The 479-nt window shown below is 69.7% G+C and carries 1 protein-coding gene; it reads right to left on the reverse strand.

Going from position 1 to position 479, the window contains the following annotated elements:
- Window positions 1-479: SulP family inorganic anion transporter (locus RM572_RS28935; protein ID WP_311676327.1), on the reverse strand; the 479-nt coding region annotated here is incomplete at both ends.

A 479-nucleotide genomic window follows, 5' to 3' on the forward strand; every position in this document is an offset into this window, starting at 1 on the left:
GTGCCACCGGTGGCCACGTGCTGGCGCTGCCACTCTTCGATGGTCTCGTGGGCGGCGTGGTCGATGAAGTCGACCGACAGTTCCCCGGTCACCGCGGCGCCCGACGGCACCCGCGCCAGCGCGCTGGTGAGGGTCGGCCGGGACCGGAAGGTGCCGGAGCCCTCGATGGCGACGCGCCCGGTGTCCTCACCCGTGGGCTCGGAGACGCTGGTGGTGCGCACCACTCGCCACACGGTCAGTGCGACCGCCAGTGCGAGTCCGATCAGCACGCCTTCGAGCAGGTTGAGGAACACCACGCCGACCACTGTGACCGCGTAGACCGCGAGATCGCCTGTGCGCTTGGCGGTTTCGATGTGGGCACGCTTGACCAGCTGGCAGCCGATGACGATCAGCAGGCCGGCCAGGGCGGCGGTGGGGATCATCTGGGCCAGGCCGGCGAACGGCACGGCGAAGATCAGGATCCACACGCCGTGCATGAT

Source organism: Streptomyces hazeniae (genome assembly GCF_031845485.1).
GTDB lineage: Bacteria > Actinomycetota > Actinomycetes > Streptomycetales > Streptomycetaceae > Streptomyces > Streptomyces hazeniae.